Raw genomic sequence first — 20,571 nt, 5'->3', positions numbered from 1 at the left:
CAACCGGTATACCGGTGTGCTAGTTGATAAATAAAGGTGGTCGAGAAGGTCCTAATGAGTATGCAAGTAGCCTTGGTCGGACTTGGTATGGTGGCGCAGACCCACGCACGCGCCATTGCCGCTACAAACGGCGGGGTCTCATTGCGAGGCGTTCTGTCGCGCAGCAAAAAAAGCGCCGAGGCATTCTTGACCGAAGCATCCGGTTTTCTACCTGCAGCACCGAAGATCTACGCCGACCTTCGGGAATTGGTGTCCGATAAGGACCTGGATTTTGTGATTGTCTGTACACCGCCAAATGCTCGGTCAGACATGGTCGCAACGCTTGCCGATCGCGGCCTGCCAATTCTTATGGAAAAACCGATTGAGCGGACATATGAGGCCGCTGAAGACATTGTCAGGCGCTGTGAGACCGCGGGCGTTCCACTCGGCATCGTCTTCCAGCATCGCATGCGCGCTTCAGCAAAACAGCTGGACAAAGTTCTGAAACGAGGAACATTGGGAGAAATCGCCCTGGTGGAGATCACGGTTCCCTGGTGGCGAGCGCAATCCTACTACGACGAACCCGGTCGCGGGACCTACCAGCGCGATGGCGGCGGTGTGCTCATTTCCCAGGCGATCCACACACTGGATCTTGCCTTGTCCCTAACCGGCCCGGTCATTGAGGTTCAGGCAATGGCAGCAAAGACCTCCCTTCACGATCTGGAAGCAGAAGATTTTGTCAGCGCCGGACTGCGATTTGACAATGGCGCAGTCGGCTCTCTCGTTGCCAGCACGGCAAGTTTCCCTGGTGGTGCGGAATCGATCACACTTCATTGCCAGCATGGATCGGCGGCCCTGAAATCCGGCCGACTGGAGATCCTCATGCATGATGGCAGCGTCGAGACTTTAGGCGAGGAAAGTGCGACGGGCGGAGGAGCCGATCCGATGGCATTTACCCACGAATGGCACCAGGCAGTGATCGAGGATATGGCCGATGCAATTGCCGACAAGCGTGCACCGAAATGCAGCGGCCGCGAAGCCTTGCGGGTGCACCGGTTGATCCAGGCTCTGATCCAGTCCGCATCGCAAAAGTCAGCCGTAGCAATCCCCCAATTGGAGCACTGAATGTCAAAACCCCTCAAGTTCGCCGCGTTGGGAATTGATCACCGGCACATTTTTGGAATGTCGGAGAACATGAAGCTGGCTGGGGCAGAGTTCACATCCTGGTGGACACTGGGAAAGCCTGAAACCCATGAAGGCTTCGCCAAACGTTTTCCGGATGTACCGATGGTCGAGAACCGGGAAGACATTTTCAATGACCCTGCGATCGACCTCGTGCTGATTGCATCGGTGCCTTCGCAACGCGCGGAGTTGGCGATTGCTGCGATGGAGGCCGGCAAGGACGTCATGGTCGACAAACCCGGCTGCACGACGCTGGAACAGCTGGATGCGATCAAAAGCTGTGTTGAACGGACCGGCCGCATCTGGTCAGTGAACTTTTCTGAGCGGTTCGAAGTGGCAAGTGTTACGCGCGCCGCGGAATTGGTTCAGGAAGGCGCCATCGGCAAGGTGGTTCAAACGCTTGGCATGGGACCGCATCGACTGAACGAAGCCTCTCGGCCCGAATGGTTTTTCGAGCGTGACAGCTATGGCGGCATCCTGACGGATATAGCATCGCATCAAATCGACCAGTTTCTGTACTTCACCGGTTCAGCGGATGCCGAGATCACCGCTGCAAGCGTTGCTAACTACGCCAATCCGCACCGCCCAGGGCTCCAGGACTTCGGCGAAATCGTTCTGCGAAGTTCCCAGGGACACGGTTACATTCGAGTGGACTGGTATACACCCGACGCACTCCCGACCTGGGGTGATGGCAGACTGACGATTTTGGGAACCCAAGGCTATCTTGAGCTCCGTAAATATGTCGACGTGGCCGGAAAACCCGGCATTGATCACTTGTTCCTGGTGAACGGCACACGGTGCGAAAAGATCGACTGCTCACAATCCGGGTTGCCCTACTTTCAGCGACTTACCGACGACATCAACAACCGTTCGGAAACCGCGATGTCCCAAACCCACGCTTTCAAGGTTATGGAGCTTGGCCTTAAGGCGCAACTCATCGCCGAAGACCGAGGTCAGTCATGATCCGGGTCGCGATCATTGGTGCGGGTATTGGCCGTGCCCATCTGGAGGGGTATCGCGCCCTGCCAGAGAGATATTCCGTCAAAGTCATGTGCGATCTGGACATTGAACGTGCGACAGACGTTGTCGCCGGCACCAACGTCCAGGTGGAGGCGGATCTGTCCAGGGTGATGGCAGATCCTGAAATCGATCTGGTGGATGTCTGTCTACCGCCACACCTTCACTATCCGGTCGTCATGCAGGCCCTGGAAGCCGGCAAGCATGTGGTCTGTGAAAAACCGCTGGTCACCTCGCTCAAGGAAGCCGACGAGCTGGTGGCTGCCGCTAGAAAGGCAAACCGCCGCCTGACCCCGGTTTTCCAGTATCGCTTCGGTCCGGGCATGGCAAAACTCAAGGCTTTGATCGATGCCGGGCTTGCGGGCAAGCCTTATGCCGCAAGTCTTGAAACACACTGGGATAGGGATGAGGCCTATTACGCTGTCCCCTGGCGCGGGACCTGGGACGGTGAAAACGGCGGTGCGGTTCTGGGCCACGCCATTCACAATCATGATCTGCTCACAACTGTCATGGGCGCTCCCGCGCGGGTCAACGCCGCGGTTGCGACGCGTGTGAACGACATCGAAGTGGAAGATTGCGCTGCAATTTCATTCCAGATGGTCAATGGCAGTGTAGCAACCAGTTCGATCACCCTTGGTGCATCGACAAACACCAGCCGCATTCGGTTCTGCTTTGAAGGCCTGACGGCCGAAAGTGGCAGCGAGCCCTATGCGCCTGCCGAAGGCGAATGGACATTCGTCGCCCGTGCGCCCATCACGCAATCGGAAGTCGATGATGTCCTTTCCAGGGTGCAGGACGGACTTTCCGGGTTCGCCGGCTTTTTTGAAGCTCTGGCGGACGCACTGGAAAAAGGCGGCACACTTGCCGTAAGCGCTGAAGACGGGCGACAATCCATTGAGCTTGTCAGCGCGATTTACCAGGCAGCACGCGAGAACAGGTCCATAAGCCTGCCGCTGACTGCCGACAACGAACTTTATTCAGGCTGGAAGCCAAAACAGCTGACCTGAATACTGAAAAGGGAGGAGTGAAGATGAACAGGAAACTCGAACTTGCCAGCGGTGCAGTACTCGCATCGCTTATGCTGGGCGTAGGAGCGGCATCTGCTGAAGAAATTCGGCTCATGTGTTCCTCGGACGGCAACGAATGCGAAGCCGCTATGGAAATCATTCAGCGCTTTGAAGCTGACAATCCTGACGTCAAGGTTGTCATGGACAAGGTGCCGTACAAGGCAATTCTGGAAAATCTGCCGGTCCAGCTTGCAGCCGGAACTGGTCCGGATATCGCCAAGGTGACGGATCTCGGTGGGCTCAACGAGTATTATCTCGATCTCGCGCCCTACGTGGATCGCGACTATTGGGAAACGTCGTTTGGCGACACATTGAACTGGTACCGGTCAGGACCGGACGATGACGGCATCTACGGCTTGCACTCGCAGCTGACGATCACAGGCCCCTACATAAACAAGACCCTGTTCGAACAGGCCGGTGTCGAAATACCGGCGGCCGATGCGGACTGGGACACCTGGGCCGAGGCTGCCCGCCAGGTAGCAGAAGCAACGCAAACCCCGTTTCCGATGGCTATGGACCGGTCCGGCCACCGCATCGCGGGTCCTGCGATTTCCTACGGTGCCAAACTTTTTGACGAAAACGGCGATCCGATCCTCGTCGATGACGCTTTCACCGAATACGTGAACAAGTTTGTCGGATGGCACAATGACGGCACCATGGCCCGGGACGTGTGGGGCGCAAGCGGCGGCACCAGCTACCAGGACGCGGCGCAGGAATTCATCAATGGGGAGCTCGTCTATTACTTCTCAGGCAGCTGGCAGGTGCAGCGGATGGATTCCTCCATCGGTGACGCCTTTGACTGGGAAGTCGTAGGATCGCCTTGCGGTGCTGCTGGCTGTTCCGGCATGCCGGGCGGCGCAGGTTTTGTGGGTTTCAAGGACACCAAACATCCTGAAACCGTTGCCAAGCTGATCGACTATCTCGCTCAGGAGGACAACTACGCCGAACTCACTGCCAAGTCACTCAACATTCCTGCGCATTCCGGCGTGGCGGCCAAGGGCGTGACCTACATCGACGCCTCGCAAAAGGCCAACGACGCACTGAACGCCTGGGGAGCGCAGGTCGCAAAGATCCTGCCGGTCGCCTTCAAGTATCAGGGCTACAAGAACAACCGGGCCATGTTCAACATCACACTGGCCAGGGTTTCACAGGCAATTGTCGGTGAGCTCAGCGTCGAAGACGCCATGGATCGCGCGAAGGAAGACCTCGCAACCGCCTTGGCGGAAGCTGGCAAATAAGACCAGTTAGCTCTTAAGGGCGGGCGCATCCAGCGCCCGCCCCCTTCGGCATTGGCGGGCAAGATGTCATGATCAGAATTGTTTCCTTCTTTATGGACCTCATCGACATCCCGATGAGGCATGCGCAAAGGTACCTGCGAGGACATTCCATCGCCTGGGTGTTCCTTTTTCCCAATCTTGTCCTCTTCGGCCTGTTCGCGTTCCTGCCGATCCTTTTGAATGTCGCCTATGCCTTTACCGGCACTGACAACATCATGCTTTGGGACCGGACCTACGTGGCGGGTGAGAACTTCGCCGCGCTCACAGCCTGCTCCAACTATCTGGATGCAAACAGTTGCGAACTCGACCTTTTCTGGCGCTCCGTTCACAACACACTGTTGTTCATCGTCCTTCAAGTCGGGATCATGGTCGGCGTTTCACTCGTGACCGCGTTGATCCTGAACCGCAGAATTCGCGCACGCGGATTTTTCCGGAGTGTCTTCTTCTTTCCCGTGCTGTTGTCGCCGGTCGTCGTCGCCTTGATCTGGAAGTGGATCCTGCAGAGAAACGGCCTGATGAATGCCGGACTTGAGCAACTTGGACTGGAGCGCGTTGTCTGGATGCTCGACCGGAACTGGGCCTTCGCTTGGTCCGTGTTTCTGTCTGTCTGGGCCCATATGGGTTTTTATACCCTGATCCTTCTGGCGGGCCTGCAAGCGATCCCCAGAGATGTCTATGACGCAGCGACGATGGATGCCGCGAAGCCTTTCCGAACCTTTTACCGGATCACACTGCCCCTCTTGATGCCGACCATGCTCGTCGTGATGGTGCTTGCACTCATCAAGGGCGTTCAGACGTTTGATGAGGTTTACGCTTTCACCGGAGGCGGCCCGGGTTCGGCCACGACGCTTATCATCCAATACATCTACGAGACAGGTTTTGCCGGGGCGCCAAGGCTGTTTGGTCTGGCATCGGCAGCGTCGATCATTCTGGCGCTCGTCCTGGCAGCTTTGACCTTCCTCCAGCTCAAGTTCACGAGGAGGAATGCAGATGGCTAAGGCAATTGATTTTCTGACGCGCACGCGCGGCCACGGAAAGCTGCATTGGACGGACTGGTTTACCTACGCCTATCTGCTTTTCGGCATCCTGCTGATGTTCGGCCCGGTTGTCTGGCTGGTCATGTCATCCTTCAAGACGGATGCAGAGCTCGATCGATTTCCGCCCCGTTTTCTTCCCTATGCGGCTCAGACGGTTGAGCTTGAAGGGCATTCAAAGCCCCTGCCGCTCTACAAGGTCGTCAGCGGTGAACTCGCAGGCGAGACGGTTGCGCAGGTTCGGCGGATTGGATTGACCTCCCAGGTCGTGCGCCTCGACGCGCCGGACCAAATTGTCAAGATCGGTCTTAAGGACCGCGAACCGATCGAACGGATTTCGATCGCGACCGAAAACTACACCGATCTCTTCAGCAAGTTCGATTTTCTGCGGTTTTTCTGGAACAGCACCTTCATCACGGTTGTGGCAACGGTGATCATGCTGATCGTGAATTCAATGGCTGCTTTCGCGCTGGCAAAATACAAGTTCAGTGGCAGAGCAGCGGTTATGGCCATGGTCATAGGGGTTCTGATGATCCCGCAAACCGTAGTTCTTGTTCCCTTGTTCATTGTGACCAAGGAACTCGGGATGCTCGACAGCCTCTGGGGGGTCATTGTTCCAGGTGCCGCCACACCGACCGGCATTTTTCTTTTGAGGCAATACATGCTGACGATCCCGGACGAAATCCTGGATGCTGCGCGCATGGACAAGGCGAGTGAGTGGAAAATCTACTGGCGCATTGTTCTTCCGTTGAGCGCACCTGCGATTGCCGTGCTGGCAATCCTTGCCATCATGTGGCGCTGGAATGATTTCCTATGGCCGCTGATTGCGCTTTCCAGATCGGATAACTTCACACTGCAGCTGGCGCTGAACTCCTTCCAGGGTGAGATGACCACCCAGTGGAGCAGCCTCCTGGCCATGACGGTTCTGACCCTTCTGCCGGTTGCCCTCGTGTTTGCCTTTTTGCAGAAATACATCGCAACCGGAATTGCTTCGACTGGTGGCAAATAACCAAAACAATGAGCGGGAAGCGCAAAAATGGCCGATCTCAGACTGAAGAATGTGACAAAGTCCTACGGAGCCGTTGAGGTTATCAAGGGTGTCGACCTGGAAGTTGCCCATGGTGAATTCTGCGTTTTCGTCGGCCCCTCGGGTTGCGGCAAATCCACTTTGCTGAAGATGATCTCCGGACTGGAAAGCATCACCAGCGGAGATCTCTATATTGGTGACGATCAGGTGAATGAGGTCGCTGCTGCCGAACGCGGACTTGCGATGGTGTTCCAGTCCTATGCGCTCTATCCGCACATGAACGTGCGTCAGAACCTCTCCTTTGGCCTTGAAAACCTGAAGACACCGAAACCGGTCATTGAGGAGAAGATAAACGCGGCCGCCAAGATGCTGCAGATCGACGAATTGATGGACAGGCGGCCACGGGACCTGTCTGGCGGGCAGCGCCAGCGTGTTGCAATCGGCCGTGCCGTCGTTCGCGAACCGCGCATTTTTCTTTTTGACGAGCCCCTTTCAAATCTCGATGCGGAGCTGCGCGTCGACATGCGCTCGGAAATTGCCCAACTACACCGTCAGCTTGGCAACACGATGATCTACGTAACCCACGATCAGGTCGAGGCCATGACAATGGCCGACAAGATTGCAGTGCTGCGTAGTGGACTGGTCGAGCAGTATGGCAAACCTCTGGACCTCTTCAACGACCCAGCCAATATCTTTGTGGCCGGCTTCATCGGTTCGCCAAAAATGAACTTCATTCAGGGCGAACTTCAAGGAAACCGCCTCTTATTGAAAAACGGCGAAAGCATTGAGCTGCCTGAAGCCAGGTTCCACTTGAAAGACGGCGCAAAGGTAACGCTGGGAATACGGCCGAACGACATCGCACCTGGATCCGATGCGACCCATGGGTTGAATGCGAACATCAAATCGGTCGAGCAGCTGGGCGGCGACTCCTACATCTACGCGGTCAGCGACATGGGAGACAACATCACCGTCCATCGCCCTGGACAGGTGAATGTCTCCGTTGGCGACAAGCTTCTGCTGGAAGTCGATGTCGATACGACGCATCTTTTCGACACTGAAACCGGACTGACGCTGCGCAAAAACAGAACCGGCAACTTTTCCGAGGCATCTGCTCAATGAAACAGACTTGGCGCTGGTTTGGTCCCCACGACACAATCGGAATTCATGAATTGCATCAGGTCGGAGTGCAGGGCGTTGTCAGTGCATTGCATCACATCAAACCTGGCCTTGTCTGGAGCAAAAAAGACATTGCTGAACGGCAGGCCCTGATTTCCCGCGGCGGCCCCGAAACCGCAACGCCGATCCACTGGGATGTCGTGGAGAGCCTGCCGGTCTCAGAAGCGATAAAACTGCAATCGGCGGATTTCAAAGAACATGTGGCAAACTACAAGACCAGCCTGCAGAACATTGCTGCCTGCGGCATCAAAACCGTGTGCTACAACTTCATGCCGGTCCTTGACTGGACGCGAACGGATCTCAGACGAAAGCTTTCCCACGGCGGAACAGCCATGTGGTTCGACCTTCTCGACTTTGCCGCCTTTGATCTGTTTCTCTTAGAGCGTCCGGGAGCTTCAAACGACTATGACGCCGACTTCTGCGAGCGTGCCAGGGAAAGGGTTTCCCAACTAGGCGATCAGGAACGCCATGCTCTCCAGCAGAACATCGTTGCCGGTCTTCCGGGAGCAAACGACACCTGGACACTCGACGAGATCCGGGTGCATCTATCAAGCTATAAAAATATATCAGCGGACAAGTTGCGCCAGCATCTGATCGACTTCCTTTCCGAAGTCGCCCCTGAAGCGGAAAGGCTCGGTTTGCGTCTTTGCTGCCATCCCGATGATCCTCCTTTCTCCCTGTTGGGACTGCCGAGGGTCATGTCAACCGAAGACGATTACCGGCGTGTTATGGAGGCAGTTGATATCAGTGCCAACGGCATAACGCTTTGCACCGGTTCGCTTGGGGTTTCACCGCAGTTTGATGGTGTCGGTTTCGTGGAACGGCTTGGAGGGCGCATCCATTTTGCGCATTTGAGAAGCACCATGCGTGTTGCCCCTGCAAACCGCGCAAGAACCAGCTTTTTCGAAGCAGCCCATCTGGAGGGCGATATCGACATTGTCGGCGTTGTCGAGGCTCTCTTAAGAGAGGAAAAACGCAGGCGGGCGGAAGGCAGAGATGACTGTGAAATACCGATGCGCCCAGACCACGGCCAAGATCTGCTCAGCGACCTGACCGTCGCAAGCATGCCAGGCTACCCCCTGATCGGCCGCATGCGCGGGCTGGCGGAACTAAGAGGCGTCATGTCAGCATTCGAAAGAGAAACGAGAAACTAAGTCGGCTAAGTTTTAGAATTTGACTTTTAAACATCGTGCCAAGCTTGGAGGGCATTCAGCCCGAGACACTGAAAACGTTTGCCCGCCGTCCAAAACCTCATCCCGCCGCGCGAAGAAGTTGGGCTAGTTATTCAATTGGATCATAAGACAAGGCCCAGTTAGGAGTTGAAAACCAACAGCGGGTTGGGTCTGAGGGTCTTTGCCAGATGAGACTTTGAACGAATTCGATGCCGGGGCGTCGGAAAGCGTCTTGCAGTCTTTCTACTTCCTGCCGCTTCATTGAGCCGGCACCACCTTCTGCGTGAATGAAAAAGGCCTGACATATCCGGGAGGCGGAAAACCCTGCAGTGCAACGCTGAATGAGAAAAGCCGCGCCATGACGGGAAAACCGAGGACCTGCAGGCCGGTTGGGCTTTCCCGGGACACCAAGCGGAACGACCAGGCGGCCATTGGCAGCAAGCCCTTCTATCCATTTTTCCAATGGCGCCAGAACCGCAAAATTCACGTAGATGCCATCGACTTCGTCTTTGGGCCAAACCGCTGCATCATCGACGTGAAACGTGACATTGGCACGGCTTTCAAGCGCCGGTCGCGCGCTTTGCGCCAGCGCTTCATCCAGTTCGATTGCAATAACATGACCATCCGGTCCGACAAGCTCGGCAAGAAGCGCAGTATAGTAGCCGGTCCCGGCACCCAGATGGACGATTGTCTCGCCGGTCTTGGGTGCAAGCGCTCCCAGCATCCTGGCATGAAGCGAGGGGCTGCCATTGTTGACACCCCGCGCCGACGACAATACGAACAAGGCATCCTGATAGGCATAGACTGGATCGTTTTCAGCAAGCTGAATGGGGGCGTGCGCCAGGTCTAAGATTCTCCAGGGATCAGACCCCAGAAAATCTTCCCTGTGCACCCGGCTGAATGCACGCTCTATGTCTTTGTTTTTGTCTACACCTGCGGTTGCACAGATTTGCTTGGCAAAAGCAGACCGCACGATGGCGAGTTCTTCAGGTGTCATCTTCGCTTTGTCCGATTGAATTGGCGCTATCAAAGAGCAAGATTTCGGAATAATTGCGTCGACGCTTGCAGAAATCAGAATTGTACCCAAAATGCTTGTCCACGGTGGAGAGCGGGCGATCTGAGAGCTTATTGCAACCGGCTATCAATCAGGCATCGGGATCCTTATCAATCCATCCTTTTCAACCGATTGCAGCAACACGCCATGATCAGCCCGGAGACAGGTGCTTGCCGCCCAATCGCAGGAAACCCAGCCACTTTCTTGGCCGATCAGAAAAGCTTTGCGCCGTCCTTCAAAGAGATCATGGCTTTCGACAAGACCCGCCTCGTCGCCCACAACAATTGCTCCCTCTGGCCCACCCCAATCGAGCCAATTGAACGTTCTCTGATCGCGATTGAACTCTCGAACCCACCAGCCATGTCTTGTCCCGTGGACACGCGCTGGCGCGAATTCAGACCCCGCAGCAATGAACTTTCCATCAGGCGACCAGACAAGAAACTGCGGGTAGTGTGAAAAGCTGGTTTCGCTCGTCAGAACATCGCCGCTGTTACGGTCCCAGATCACCACGCGCGCGCGCATGGATGAAGCAAGCCGTGACCCGTCCGGCGACCAGGCAAGCTGAGTTGAATTGTCGACGGTACAGCAAAAGACGCTTTTCGCCTCGCCTGTCCTTTCATCCCAGACCTTGACCGTGCCGTCTTCTGAAGCACTCGCCAAAGGTCCCCCTCCGGCGACCAGGCGAGGTTTTCAACACTGTCTTCATGGACTGCCGACTGGGAGATTTCGGCACCCGTCCCGGCGTCGAACAAACGCACAACACTCTCGTCTCCGCCAGTGGCGATCATGGTACCATTCGGAGACCAGGCAACGGAACGAACTGCGTCCTGATGGCCCTCCAGGAGCCAAATCTGGTTGCCGGTGCGCGCCTCCCAGACGCGAGCGGTCTCGTCCCATGATCCAGTGGCAATTTGCGCGCTATCGGGCGACCAGGAGAGCGTCAGAATATCGTTGGCATGGCCGTTCAGAGCCGCAATCTTCCGACCTGTTGCCATGTCCCAGACGATGTTCACCTCTTCTCGGTCAGCGGACACCAAAAGTGAACCGTCGGGTGACCAGGCCAAGACATGGATCTCTGCCTCGTGACCCGTCAGTTCATCAACCAGTTTCCCGCTTGTTTCGTCCCAGACGATGATGCGCCCGTCCTCCAAAGCCATCGCGGCCCGGCTTGCGACGGGTGACCAGGCAACGAGGTCGACAGGTTTGGCATGACCGCGAACCGTCAGAGTTTTTTCCTGGTTCTTTCGATCCCAGATCCTGAGCGCATCATCGGAATACCCGGCAGCAAGGTGTTCTCCATCCGGGGACCATTCCAGAGCACCAATCCAATTGTCTTCGTCCACACTTGAATAGGTTTGGCCAAAGCTTTCCGTTTCCCAGAGCCGAAGTCCTCCATCATCGCCTGCGGCGGCGATCGCTCCTCCCTCAGGAGACCAGACAACGTTGACGCAGACATAGTCCGGACTTCCGCATGACAATTCAGCAACTGTTTTGCCCGACGCGACATCGACCACGCGCACGTCATTTGTGCCAAGCACAAATGCGATCTTCTGGCTATCTGGTGACCAGGCGATCCCCTTTTCGGCATCATCCTCGAAGTCAGCGACTTCAAGCACCAGCTCACCGGTATCGATATTCCAGACGCGCGCCGTGCGGTCCTGTGATCCAACGGCAAGAAATTCGCCATTCTGTGCCCAGGCCAACGAAAGAATGGTGTCGTCGAACCCTTTCAGAACATTGGTCTGTTCACCAGTTTTGGGATCAAATATCAACATATCGAAACTTGGATCAGAAGACGCATAGTCGGTTGAAGCAAGTGCGAGGTATTTGCCGCTTGGCGACCAGGCAAGTGCTTGTGCTGTCGAATAGGTCGCCGGAAAGAACTCACCGACATTTTCCCTAACCGACCACAGTGCGACCCCACCGGCCATCGTCGCGGCCACTTTTGATCCGTCAGGAGACCACGCAACAGCTGAATCTTCCGGCAGGCCTCCGTCAAATTCAACGATCAGGGAGCCCGTACGAGCGTCCCACAGCCGGGCCGGATCACCTTCAGCAGCAGTTGCAAGATACGTTCCGTCCGGAGACCAGGCCAGATCGGCCACCTCCCCCTTGTGACCAAAAAGGACGGCGCTCGCTTCACCTGTATCGACATTCCGGATGGTGATGAACGGACCCCATGGGGCCGTCGCGACACGTGTACCGTCTGGCGACCAGGCGATATAGTCGACCGCGGCCGCCCAATGGCCGGACAAACCAGCGATGAAGCCTTCGCTCAATTCGACCTTTTGCGATATCGGGCTTTTGTTTTCTTTCGTCTCTTCACCGGCAAAAGCGTTGCCAACGGCACACAGGCCGAGAAGGACAAGTATTCGCCGGAAGACCGTTTTCAGACAAAAGCGAAGAGCAATTGCGGGTTTCATGCAGCTGTCTCCAAGTCGCAATGGCAACTTGCTCATTATGACACTGCCAGTGGCCGCTTCCAAGAAATGCTTGGCTGGACGGCTTCGGAGCTGCGCAAAACAGCCTCAAATCGAGACCTGAAGCGTTAACCAGCTTCAGTCGCCAAGAATAACACTTCAATTTATACGCCAATAACCCCTAGATCTATTTATGATTTCAAGTAAAATTACAAAGTAAGAAAGCTAAAATACTTCGAATTTCGAATTAAATTAGCTTTATTATAGTATTAATTACTTGAAGAGGTCCAGATGACTGTACTCATCACCGGGGGCGCTGGTTACATTGGCTCCCATTGCTGTTTGACATTCCTTCAGGCAGGACATGACATCGTCGTCGTGGACAACTTGTCCAACGCCAGCGATGTGAGCTTGGACCGGGTGGCGTCGATAACCGGCGCGAACGTCGCGTTGGAGATCGGCGACATCCGCGACCAGTCAAAAATCGAGGAGATCATGAAACGGTACGGCTGCACTGCGGTTGTACACTTTGCCGGCCTGAAGGCGGTCGGGGAATCGACCCGAATGCCGCTTGCCTACTATGACAACAACGTGGTCGGCACCCACAGTCTCTTGTCGGCAATGGCCAACTGCGGCGTGAAGCAATTGATTTTTTCATCTTCCGCCACGGTCTATGGAGAACCTCAGTTTCTACCGCTCACCGAAAATCATCCGACCCATGCGGTCAACCCATACGGCCGGACCAAACTGGTGATTGAAGACATGCTGCGCGACACCGCTGCAAGCGATCCCACCTGGCAGTTCGGCATTTTGCGGTATTTTAACCCTGTCGGCGCACACGAGAGCGGGCTCGTCGGTGAAGATCCGCAAGGCATTCCGAACAATCTTATGCCCTTCATTACACAGGTTGCGGATGGGCGACGGACTGAACTCGCGGTCTTCGGCAACGACTATGATACACCGGACGGCACCGGTGTGCGTGACTACATCCATGTTGTTGATCTCGTGGAAGGACATTTGCGGGCACATGAAATCCTGGCTTCCGGGTCCGCCCCTTCAAACTGTTTTGCAGTCAATCTGGGCACCGGTAATGGCTACAGTGTTCTGCAGATGGTCAAGGCCTTCGAGAGGGCGTCCAACAAACAGATCCGCTATTCCTTCGCGCCACGCCGAAGCGGAGATGTTGCCGAGTGCTATGCCGATACACATCTTGCCGAGAACCTTTTGAACTGGAAGGCAGCCCGCGGTCTCGATGACATGTGCAGAGATACCTGGAAATGGGTTCTCAACAACCCGCGCGGCTATGAAACTGCAGCCTGAACAAAAGATTGCCCATCCAAACAGGAAAGCCGGCACACTGCCGGCTTTTTTGTCTCATTCTGTCGGCAAAGCAGTTCCAGCTCACGCACTGTTTCCCGATACCACTACTGCTGAAAGTCCCGAAACACCCTAACGCTGCGGACCGCCGTAGCCGCCCCAACCACGGCACCATCATTCTTTCCAGCAAATGGGGCGACGGCATTGCTCAAGAGAACCAGAGCTGGGGTATGAGCAAACTCATTCGGCGCATCAAAGACTTCCAGGTCATCGACATAAAAGCGGAAGCGATTGCTGGTCCATAGCATTGCATACCGGTGAAATGCATCGTCCAGACGGACATGTGCGCGATAGCTTGCTGCCAGCACATCCTTTTGAGGACGCCAGCGCCGTGCGGTGACCTGAACGATATTGGGATATTTGACTTCGGCGACATCCAGTTCGAAATGGGTGTTACCCTCGGTCCTGCGATCCGACACCAGCCAAAAGGCATTGTTGACGCCTGCTTCGCGTGCAATACGCATCTCACATTCGAAATACCCGTAGGTTTGACGGAAGTCTCTTGTGCGAATGTATCCGCCGGTGAACGGTCGCTCCGGATCTGACTGATGCCCGAGACGAAGGTTCAGTTCACCATTTGCAAGCACAACGTTCTTTGGAAAGCGCATTGTCTTGTGACCGTCGCCACCAATCCGCACGCGTTCCCATGCCTTGTCAAACTGCCTCCGATCGCTGAAGTCCTCCCGAAACGTAAGTGCCCATTCTCCCTTCGTCTGTTGAAGCGGCGTCGGCAGATCGATCGAGGATAAGGCAAACAGCGGCGCGGGCACCGCCAGGGAGGCAGCACCTGCCAGCGTGCCGGCCGCCAGTCCTGAAAGGAATTTCCGGCGGCTCACCACGTCTTCTGTATCGGGGTCGATGTGCAGCCTGCTCAACTTGCCAGTTTTTCCTTGGCGTCTGGAGCTGTCTTCTCACGCAGCTTCAGTTCCAGGTTCCACGCCCGGCTGCGCAGCGTCTCGATTTCGCCTGTCATGAAGTCCACTTCATTCCTGAACCAGCCGGTAACGTCCTCGACCGACTGCTCCACCCGAACGAGATTTGGCTTGACCAGCGGTTGCTCCGGTGGCGATGCAACCGGCTTTGCAAGCACATGGTTCAGACCATTTTCCGTAAGGAAGCGATAATACTCCGCATAGTTCAAACGGTAGACATGCTGCACCTTGGAGAAATCGGCACTTTCGAAAATGCGCTCCAGATTGATCGGCAGATAGTCTTCAATCTCGACCGAAGGGATGGCGAACAGCGTCGACAATTCGCGTATCCGGCTGTCATAGGTAAAGAACACTGCAGGAATACCCTGGTGAAGACCGATCACATTGCCGTGGAGACGAAACCCGACAAGAACGTCGACGTTTTCTCTGGCATCGGCTGCCCATTCGTCAACATCAAAGAAGGCCTGCATGCGATCACTCACAAGCGCCTCGACATCCTTGTCTCCCTCAAGGTGATACTTGTTGAGGATCGACTGAATGTGCTTCTGCTTGGCCTCTCCAGTCTCGAATATCGCGAGCGTTTCTTCGCGTTCTCCTTGCGAATACAGGCGGTTTGCCGAGCGTTTGGCGACAGCTTGAATAAGCGCCCTTTGCATCCTGTTCGTCTTTGTGGCGTTAGAGGCATAGTCGGCCGACAGGTATTTGTTGAGCGTCAGGCCCACTCGGGCATTGGCCGGATCCAGCGGCTTGATTTCAATTGACGGTCTCAGGGTCCGATAGAAACTCGGGCATCCGATGATCCGGATGTTCTTGATGCCGATATCGTTGAAGACTTCGGCACTGTAAACACCGCGCACGCCGATGGTTTCGCATTTGTCTGCAATGATCTTCCACGCTTCCACACTACCTTTTGGCAGCTCAAGTTTCTTGTATTTTGCCGCCTGCGCACCAACGCCTACCGGCACAATCGGTCCCTTCAGTTTTTTCAAAAGGGGAATGACATTGCCGATATCCACTGTTTCGGTGAGGTAGTTCGACCCCCGGATAACAGTCGCGTCGTAGTCGTCCTTCGGCCACAGTTTTTCATCTGCGGCATGTGCAAACTGAACATTAGTGATCTGGTCGTAGGCCAGCGCTTTGAGCATCGCGTCATAAACCAGGACGTCGCCGGTATTGATGCCGCCGCGCGCAAATGCCGACAAGGGATCATCGATTTTCAGGAACGCCGATTTGTTACCCGGCTTGACGGCAGCGCCGCCATTGAGAACGAAGAGCTTTTTCATGTGATAGAAACCTTTCCAAATGAGGGCTCAAACCCTTCGATTACCGGACCGACGATTGCCGGTTTCGCTGATGCCTCGGGGAAAACTCGTTGGTTTGCGAGCCGGCCCTTGGGTGGCCTGAGACCGGGACATTTGAGGGCTGGGTGCCTTGGCGCGCCGGATGCTCTGCAAATGATCGGGGAACCAGGTGTGAAGCTGGCGCAAGAACGGCTGGAGGCTTTTTCCCAACTGCGTTCCGCGCTCCGCGAAGCAGCGTTTGCTGATAGCGTCTGGAGCAGTTTTTCGGATTTCGACAAGGCCTCAAGTGCCACGATCAGATCGTGCGTTGCCACCCCGTCATCGTCCGCACGCAACAGCAGCCCGTCGACCTTGTGGTCGATCAATTCGTCGACGGCGCCGACATCCGTTGCAATCGGAATGCAACCGAGACGCTGTGCCTCGATGATTGTCAGCGGCGCGCCTTCCCATCTTGAAGGCAGCACAAAGACATCTGCCCAGGCCATCAGGCGGCTCAAATGGCGATTGTCATAAATCGGCGGATCGACTCGTATACCGGCTTCAGCGAACCGGTCTTTCCACGATCCACCTATGTCGGCATCCATGACATCCGATCCGACAATGCGCCAGTCGATGCCGATGCCGCGCTGTTTAAGCGCTCGTGCTGCGGCAAAGATCCGCTCAATGCCCTTCTGCCTGTCCAGACGACCGAGAAAAACCGCCCTCAATCTACCGTCCCGGCCAAGCTTCCGGCTCTCCGCAAGAGCCTTTGCATCCTCGACTGCAAGCGGATAACCGGCGGCATTGGGAATGTGCAACAGCTTGGCCATCGGCACGCCCATGCCGTGCAACCATTCCGCCATGTCCCGCGAACATGTCAGTACACTGTCATAGATATGCTCATAGGCGAGCGTGAGATATGGATGACCCGCGGGCCGGCCCAGTTCGGAACTGTCCAGGACGTGCACATAGTTGACGACCTTGACACCGCGACGCCTGAGTTCGCCGAATATCGCATTTGCGGGAGCCAGCTGGTTGTTGATGACGACGTCCAGCCCTGACAAGAAGCCAAGCACTTCTTCCGAGCGGGCATACTCGTCATGTCCCATCAGCAATTCATGGCCGGAGAACATGTTCGGCCCGCCCCACAACGGATAGTCATCAGCGAGAAAGTTGATGCTCTCGAAAACGCCATCATTGTCAGCAATGCGGTTGTAGACGGGTTTTCCCAATACATAGAGGTGGACCTCGCAGCCGGCGTTTTTCAGAACGCGAGCCGACGCATACGCAACCTTCTCCACACCGCCATATGTGGCGATCGGCAACAGCAGCCCAACGCGAAGCCGCTTTGTCTTCGATGCCAGGCGTGGCATGATCGGAGATGCACCGACACTATGTCTGAGCAACTCATAATATTTGCTGCGCTCCGGAAAATAGACCGACCGCCAGATCCAGCGCTTGTCGGGTCCGTGCCGATATCCCGATTCCCGCAGCGCACCGAGCGTTGCCAGCAGGCTGTTGGTAGCAGAAAGAGCCGTTCCCTGAATATTTTCGGCTGAAAACGGTCCTCTGATCACGATTTCGGCAATCTTCGGGGATGGGTTCGCACCCCTCAAGGTCCTGATCCAGTCGTCGGATTTGTCTTCCACGCATTGCTTCATGATGCTGAGCGAACACATCCAGCCTAGTGGCTTCTTGGAAAGTTCAGCACCTTCACCAAGTGTACTCACGTCAATTGCAAGCTTGTCTTTGTCGCTTTCAAAACGCAGTGCCACAAAATGGTGCGACGCGGAGAGCCGCTCACCGAGCCAAAGCACATTGTGCAACAGACCGCAGCTTCTGAGCGCTGCCCTGTGTGCCGGAGACAGCCAGAGCCAAAAGGGCGGCACGCCGAAGGTTTCCGGCTCGGCTTGCGCCGACCAGAAGGTCTTCACGAATTCCTCAATGCTGTGCGTTTCGTGTTGCGCCAAAGGATCGGTGAACAAATCCACCAGATAAGTGTCTGCTCCAAAAGCAACGAAACGGGGAGCTTCTTCGTGTTCCCAGCCCAGCAGCGTGTCTGTCGAGAACAGCTTTTTGTGCTTGTCCTTAATGTAACTCAGGATGCTGTCGCGCGTGCGGTTTGAGTCCCGCAACATGCTTTCTGCGCGCTGCCGATATTCGAACCCGAAGAACGGATAGTTCGATCCCTTGAAACCAAGAGAGATCGCTTGAAGCCAAAAATCCCAGTCCTCGAAGCCGGACTTCATGCTTTCGTCGAAACGAACGCCGGCGTCGAGGAGGGATCTGGAGACCAGGCTGCCGGCCTCACAGATATTGTCGAAAGTGACATGCAGAAGACGGGAATACTCAGTCGTGTAGTTGCCGTTCCACTCAATCCCGAACTTGTCGATGTTGGGATAGACCCAGTCTATGTCGTCATCAGAGCGCATAAAGTCCATAAGCACCCGGATTGCGCTTGGCGTGATCCGATTGTCTGCATCCAGGAAGTAGATTGCCTCAAGATCGGAAAAACTGCGCAAGGCAAAATCGATCCCGTAGTTACGCGCAGAACTCAGACCGCCATTTGCCTTCTTCAGATAGTAGACATTCTCATGAGCCAACGCGTAAGCGCGGGCGGTCTGACCGGTTTCTGGATACGGGCAACCATCGTCAACGATGATCACCGCGATGTTGAAAGGCGCTTCCTGCTCCAAGGCAGCGTCGATCGCCTCTGTCAACAGAACCGAGTGCTTGAACACCGGAATAACGATCGCAACAGTGGCCGTTGGCATGCCGGAACCACCGAATATTGCATGACGCACATTCGGCAATCCCGGTCTTGAACCTGTTTGTTGAAGCATGTCGGCCTACCCGCTCACAACAGCGCGGAAATTGCCGAATTTTGCCCAGGCGAAATCATTACCGCCCGGCTCGCTCATGCGTGTTGCGAAATAGACATTCTGCCAGACGCCGATCTGCTCGCTGGCAAATGCGCTGACGTGAGCCGTCTCGCCGTAGGTCACCGAACTCCAGCCGGAAAAGGCTTCACCAACCGTCTGTTCCCGTTCCCCGGAAAGGAGCGATTTGGCAGCAGTCAGATCCTGCGCAACCACAATGGCAAATTCAATATCAGCAGCCTGACTGTTGTCGATAAAGGCCTTGGCCGACATACGGATGACCTGCGGTGGGCAAGCGGCTGGCAACTGACCAATCGTCATGCCTTCCGCAGGTGGATGGCAACCGATCGCGCGCTCTGTCGGAAGCGGCATGATGGCCTCGAAGTCGAAGGACACCTCGTCGGAATTGGCAAGACTTGCGTGTTCCAGAATACCAGGGGCAATCGGCACATCCCGAAAGCCTTCGTCAAGATCGACCTGTTGCGATTGGGCCGGTATGTAGTTGGCGTGCTGCGGCATGGAGACGCCTGGAATACCGCCCCAGACCTGAAGTGCGAGACTGTTTTTCAGCACTGACACACCGTTGGCGGCATCCCGCACCTGAAACATGTCGACAGGTTGCAAACCGCCCACGGACAAGCGCGGCACGTCTTCTTCGGTTTGTTCGGACTGAAGGCGGAATTCCAGTGTCCGTTTCAACCCGGCGGTTGACCGCGACAACCCAAATATATTCCAGCCGGACGCAAGGTCTCCGCTTGAAAAATGCCAGGTGTCGACGATCCGAAGATCTTCCAGCGTCATGAGCTGCGCGCGCAGCTTGATGTCCGGCCGGGAGCCGGCTTGTTCGACATGAAGCGCAATGCCGCTGACGCCAGAGCTTGGCACAGGGAGGATCTGAGTTATGCCGTCAGCTGAAGCACTTGCAAGCACGTTCGGATTGAGGGGATTTTCCGCTGGTTCATTGCTGAACAAAAGATCGAGCGGCTGAAGACCGTGCCTGTTCAAAAACGCTTCAAGCGCTGCAAAACGGTTTTGAAGATCGTCGTTGAGGCTGCGGAGCGTCTTGAGCTCCCGGCTGGAAAGCACCAAGCGGCGCGCACCGGATATGACATGCTCAGACACCAGCCCCACGAGCGAGGAGATTGCTTCCACTTCACCGCTGCGCCCCCAGCCGATGACCGGCGGCAGCTGTGTCACGCCTCTGTGTTGCAACCATTTGAGAAAACTGTCTTTCTCATCGCTCGCAGAAGGATCCATGATGACTGCAAGCGGCAAGAGAGGAGCTTCCGAGACTTGAAAGCGTCCGGAATTCTCGTCCGTGAATTGCGCATAACCTTCCTCAACACCCTCAAACCAGACGGTTTTGACCGCCTCCAAAAGCGAGCCAGGAATATCCTGACGAGAGACACCGACGACGACAAGCGTCAGCTCCTTGAGGAGCAGGATCTCCCTGGATGAGTTGTTTACCGGAAACGCATCTTGTGTGGCCACGACTGACATTCAAGCCCCCAATAGAACTACGAAACGGCCCTCAGCAAAAGGAACGCCTCTTAATCAAGTATACAATCCGAAGATTCATGATTATTTGTGACAATAATGCGGCGCAACATAGAAATTTGTCAAACTTTTTATCTGTTTATATTATTCAATATTTTATCTATTATAATAAGAACTATTATTATAAGAAAAATACTTTTA

At 55.5% G+C, this 20,571-nt stretch carries 15 protein-coding genes and 1 pseudogene; 9 read left to right on the top strand and 7 right to left on the bottom strand.

From position 1 onward, the window contains the following. The first annotated feature begins 54 nt into the window (after positions 1–54). From ACZ1HV_RS22015 to uxuA, 8 genes are all read left to right on the top strand, one after another. Positions 55–1,104, top strand: coding sequence for a Gfo/Idh/MocA family protein (locus tag ACZ1HV_RS22015; protein ID WP_472716308.1), 1,050 nt, complete (start codon positions 55–57; stop codon positions 1,102–1,104). Continuing rightward, complete coding sequence (locus ACZ1HV_RS22010; protein ID WP_298812931.1) at positions 1,105–2,124, top strand: Gfo/Idh/MocA family protein; 1,020 nt, start codon at positions 1,105–1,107, stop codon at positions 2,122–2,124. Continuing rightward, entirely contained in the window at positions 2,121–3,185 is a 1,065-nt protein-coding gene (locus tag ACZ1HV_RS22005) for a Gfo/Idh/MocA family protein (protein ID WP_472716307.1), read from the top strand. Before ACZ1HV_RS22010 ends, ACZ1HV_RS22005 begins: the two co-directional genes overlap by 4 nt. 23 nt (positions 3,186–3,208) lie before the next feature. Next, positions 3,209–4,483, top strand: a complete 1,275-nt coding sequence (locus tag ACZ1HV_RS22000; RefSeq protein WP_298812935.1) for an ABC transporter substrate-binding protein — start codon at positions 3,209–3,211, stop codon at positions 4,481–4,483. A gap of 68 nt (positions 4,484–4,551) precedes the next feature. Continuing rightward, the gene (locus tag ACZ1HV_RS21995) at positions 4,552–5,520 is read left to right on the top strand and encodes a carbohydrate ABC transporter permease (RefSeq protein WP_298812937.1); all 969 of its coding nucleotides are present in this window, start codon (positions 4,552–4,554) and stop codon (positions 5,518–5,520) included. Next, positions 5,513–6,565, top strand: coding sequence for a carbohydrate ABC transporter permease (locus ACZ1HV_RS21990; protein WP_472716306.1), 1,053 nt, complete (start codon positions 5,513–5,515; stop codon positions 6,563–6,565). The genes ACZ1HV_RS21995 and ACZ1HV_RS21990 overlap by 8 nt, the downstream gene beginning before the upstream one ends. A 27-nt stretch (positions 6,566–6,592) precedes the next feature. Next, on the top strand, positions 6,593–7,702 hold the full coding sequence (locus ACZ1HV_RS21985; protein ID WP_472716305.1) for an ABC transporter ATP-binding protein: 1,110 nt from the start codon (positions 6,593–6,595) through the stop codon (positions 7,700–7,702). Continuing rightward, entirely contained in the window at positions 7,699–8,913 is a 1,215-nt protein-coding gene (gene uxuA / locus ACZ1HV_RS21980; protein ID WP_472716304.1) for a mannonate dehydratase, read from the top strand. The genes ACZ1HV_RS21985 and uxuA overlap by 4 nt, the downstream gene beginning before the upstream one ends. Positions 8,914–9,040: 127 nt before the next feature. Here uxuA and ACZ1HV_RS21975 read toward each other — a convergent pair whose 3' ends face one another. The 3 genes and pseudogenes from ACZ1HV_RS21975 to ACZ1HV_RS21965 form a co-directional block, all read right to left on the bottom strand. After that, entirely contained in the window at positions 9,041–9,928 is an 888-nt protein-coding gene (locus ACZ1HV_RS21975) for a protein-L-isoaspartate O-methyltransferase family protein (protein ID WP_472716303.1), read from the bottom strand. A gap of 144 nt (positions 9,929–10,072) precedes the next feature. Beyond that, on the bottom strand, positions 10,073–10,507 hold the full coding sequence (locus tag ACZ1HV_RS21970) for a hypothetical protein (protein WP_472718508.1): 435 nt from the start codon (positions 10,505–10,507) through the stop codon (positions 10,073–10,075). A gap of 164 nt (positions 10,508–10,671) precedes the next feature. Continuing rightward, positions 10,672–12,408 (bottom strand): annotated as a pseudogene (locus ACZ1HV_RS21965) (WD40 repeat domain-containing protein); the annotation flags it as partial. Between the two features lie 288 nt (positions 12,409–12,696). Between ACZ1HV_RS21965 and galE the strand changes: the two are divergent. Further along, positions 12,697–13,725, top strand: a complete 1,029-nt coding sequence (galE, locus tag ACZ1HV_RS21960) for a UDP-glucose 4-epimerase GalE (protein WP_298812954.1) — start codon at positions 12,697–12,699, stop codon at positions 13,723–13,725. Positions 13,726–13,829: 104 nt separating this feature from the next. On the opposite strand, the gene ACZ1HV_RS21955 is transcribed toward galE, so the two are convergent. The 4 genes from ACZ1HV_RS21955 to ACZ1HV_RS21940 are packed head-to-tail and all read right to left on the bottom strand — an operon-like array spanning position 13,830 to position 20,373. After that, positions 13,830–14,657 (bottom strand): glycoside hydrolase family 16 protein, encoded by an 828-nt coding sequence (locus ACZ1HV_RS21955; RefSeq protein WP_472716302.1) that lies wholly within the window; start codon positions 14,655–14,657, stop codon positions 13,830–13,832. Beyond that, entirely contained in the window at positions 14,654–15,997 is a 1,344-nt protein-coding gene (locus ACZ1HV_RS21950; RefSeq protein ID WP_472716301.1) for a polysaccharide pyruvyl transferase family protein, read from the bottom strand. The genes ACZ1HV_RS21955 and ACZ1HV_RS21950 overlap by 4 nt, the downstream gene beginning before the upstream one ends. Then, the gene (locus tag ACZ1HV_RS21945; RefSeq protein ID WP_472716300.1) at positions 15,994–18,837 is read right to left on the bottom strand and encodes a glycosyltransferase; all 2,844 of its coding nucleotides are present in this window, start codon (positions 18,835–18,837) and stop codon (positions 15,994–15,996) included. The genes ACZ1HV_RS21950 and ACZ1HV_RS21945 overlap by 4 nt, the downstream gene beginning before the upstream one ends. 6 nt (positions 18,838–18,843) lie before the next feature. Next, entirely contained in the window at positions 18,844–20,373 is a 1,530-nt protein-coding gene (locus tag ACZ1HV_RS21940) for a DUF6212 domain-containing protein (protein WP_298961433.1), read from the bottom strand. Between the last annotated feature and the right edge of the window lie 198 nt (positions 20,374–20,571).

Source organism: Roseibium sp. JB4-4, assembly GCF_055693425.1.
The sequence above is the reverse complement of the archived record's forward strand: the minus strand, read 5'-3'. Positions and strand labels throughout refer to the sequence as shown.